This is a genomic window from Virgisporangium aurantiacum (assembly GCF_016863635.1).
Classification (GTDB): Bacteria; Actinomycetota; Actinomycetes; order Mycobacteriales; family Micromonosporaceae; genus Virgisporangium; species Virgisporangium aurantiacum.
In genome coordinates this window covers 1-3,167 of sequence record NZ_BOPG01000164.1, presented here as the reverse complement: position 1 = coordinate 3,167, position 3,167 = coordinate 1, and the positions used below count along the sequence as shown (strand labels likewise).

At 70.4% G+C, this 3,167-nt stretch carries 1 protein-coding gene; it reads left to right on the top strand.

All coding sequences use genetic code 11. The features are described from left to right. The coding region (locus tag Vau01_RS62785) for a LamG-like jellyroll fold domain-containing protein (RefSeq protein WP_204015328.1) at window positions 1–3,167 on the top strand (3,167 nt) is incomplete at both ends.

The window sequence follows — 3,167 nt, the reverse complement described above, 5'->3', positions numbered from 1 at the left end:
AAAGTCACCACGTTCGTCTACGACAACCTGGGCCGCGTGCTCAGCGAGACCGAGACGACGAGCACGTTCCCGGCCGGCCTCACCACGAAATACGAGTACGACAAGCTGGGCCGGGAGATCAAGCAGACCGACCCGCCGACCACCACGCGCGTCACCGGCGCGGTGCACACGTCGGTGAGCACCACCGTGTACAACGCCGACGGTCAGGTCACCTCGGAGACGGTGTCCGACGCGACGGGCGGGGACGCGGCGCGTACCGAGTCGGCGACGTACAACGCGCGCGGGCAGCAGGAGACGGTCACCGACTCCGCGGGCAAGACGACGCGCTACACGTACGACGCGTACGGCAACATCGTCCGGGAGACCGAGCCCGACGGCGGCCAGACCTCGGCCGCCTACGACGCCGAAGGCAACCAGCTCACCAACACCCTCGTCGGCTACACCGGCGACCCCAACGCACCGACGTCACCGACCGACTTCGTGCTCCAGTCTCAGGCGTACGACCCGTCGGGCCGGTTGGCGTCGGTCACCGACGCCCTGGGCTGGGTGACGTCGTACGCGTACACCGACAACGGGCTCACGGCGACGGTCACACGTCGCGATCCGGCCTCGGGCGCCACGTTCGTGATGGAGCGGAACACCTACGACGCCGCCGGCAACCTGCTCCAGCAGGTGACCAACAACGGCATGACCACCACGACGTTCACCGTCGACGCGGCCGACCGCACCACGTCGTCCACTGTGGACCCCACCGGCCTGCGCCGCACCACCAGCCTCGAGTACTCCCGCGACGACGACGTGGTGGGCGAGACCGTCGCCGACCCGTCCGGCGTCGTGTCCCGGTCGGAGACGCTGTTCGACCGGATGGGCCGGCCGCTCGCCACGAGCGTCCACAATGGAGCGCTCGCCCCGATGGCCCGCTGGCGCCTGACGGAGTCGGCCGGAGCGACCAGCACCCGCGACACCGGCGGCAACAGCACCGGCGCGGCGTCCAACATCACCTGGACCACCGACCGCGGCGGCGCGGCCTCCTTCAACGGCACCAGTTCCGCCATCACCACCACCGGTCCCGTGCTCGACACCGCCCGCAGCTTCAGCGTCGCGGCGTGGGTCAACCCGACCAGCACGACGGGTGCCCGCACGGTGCTCGCGCAGGACGGCGGTGTCACCCTCGGCGTCGACGCCGGCGTGTGGACGCTGTCGATGGCCGAGCGCAACGACCCGACCGCCGCCACGGTCTCCGTCCGGTCGCCGGGCGCGGTCGCGCTCAACACCTGGACGCACGTCGCCGGCGTCGTCGACCTGTCCGCGCGCCAGCTCCGGCTCTACCTCAACGGGACGCTCGCCGCCACGCAGACGTTGCCGGCGACGTTCGTTCCGTGGACCGCGACCGGGCCGATGACGCTCGGCCGCAACGCCGGCGGAAACTTCCTCGCCGGTTCGCTCAGCGACGTCCAGGCGTACTCCCGGGCCCTGACACCGTCGGAGCTCGGTGGTGTCTACAGCGGAACCGTTCCGGCCGCCGGCGCGGTGATGGTGCGGAACAGCTGGGTCCTCGACCAGGACGGCCTCGTCACCGCGTCGATCGACGAACTCGGCCGGGCGACCAACTTCGAACTCGACGCCGACGGCGAGACCGTCGTGACGATCTCGCCACCGGTGACGGCGGAGTCCAACGGCAACCCGGGCGTGGTGGTCCGTCCGATCACGTACGCCGGATACAACACGTTCGGCGAGCAGACCGAGCTGAAGAACGCCAACGGCGGCGTGAGCACCACGCGGTACGACGCGGCGGGCCGGCCGGTCGCGATGCGGCTGCCGAGCTACACGCCGCCGGGCTCGACGACGCCGATCGTGCCGGAGTCGACGGCCACCTACAACGTCAACGGCCAGATGGTGACGAGCACCGACGCGCTCGGCAAGGTCACCACGTTCACGTACGACCAGTTCGGTCGCGTCGCGAAGGTCACCGCGCCGAACAACGGCACCACCACGTACACCTACGACGCCATGGGCAACCAGCTGTCGGAGACCGACGCGACCGGCGCCCGCAGCGAGACGACGTACGACTTCCTCGGTCGGCCGGTGACGGACACGGACATCGTGCGGCAGAGCGGCCAGCGCTACACCACCACGACCGTCTACGGGCCGGGCGGCTGGCCGGCGCGGGAGGTGCTGCCGAACGGGGCCAGCACCGAGGCCACCTACAACGCGACGGGCGACGTTCTCACGAGCAAGGACGCGGCCGGCGCGGTCACCAGCTACGTCTACGACGGGCTGGGCCGCCCGGTCCGCTCGACGCTGGCCGACGGCACGTTCTCGACGCGGAGCCTCGACATGGCCGGGAACGAACTGGCCGTCCGCAGGTACGACTCCGCGGGCGTGCTGCTGTCGACGGTCTCGAACGAGTACGACGCGGCCGGCAACGTGACCGCGGCGATCGACGCCCGCGGCACGCGGACGACGTTCACCTACGACGGCACCGACCTTCCGGTCTCGGAGACGCAACCGATCAGCGCCACCGACTCCATCACGACGACGTTCGGGTACGACGCGGGCGGCAACCGGACCCGGTTCACCGACGGCCGCGGCAACCCGTTCATCTTCACCTACAACGCCTGGGACCTGCCGGAGTCGCAGATCGAGCCGGCCACCACCGCGTACCCGAACGCCGCCGACCGCACGTTCACCGTCGCCTACGACGCGGCCGGACGCGTGACGTCGCAACGGATGCCGGGTTCGGTGTCGGTCTCCAACACCTACGACGCCATGGGCAACCTGACCAGACAGGTGGGCGCCGGCGCCGAGGTCGCCACTCCGGAGCGCACCTTCGGCTACGACCTGGGCAACCGGTTGACGTCGGCCTCCGCGCCCACCGGCACCAACACGTTCACCTATGACGACCGGGACCTGCTGCTCACCACGACCGGCCCGTCGGGTGGGGCGACGTTCGCCTACAACAGCATGGGGTCGATCACGACCCGGACGGACGCCGCCGGCACCACCTCCTACGGCTACGACGCCGCCGACCGACTGTCCACTGTGGCCAACCCGACCACCGGTGTGCAGATGAGGTACGGGTACACCCCGCTGTCACAGGTCAACTCGATCGCCTACGGCACGACCGGCAACAGCCGGGCGCTGGGCTACGACACCCAGCAGCGGTT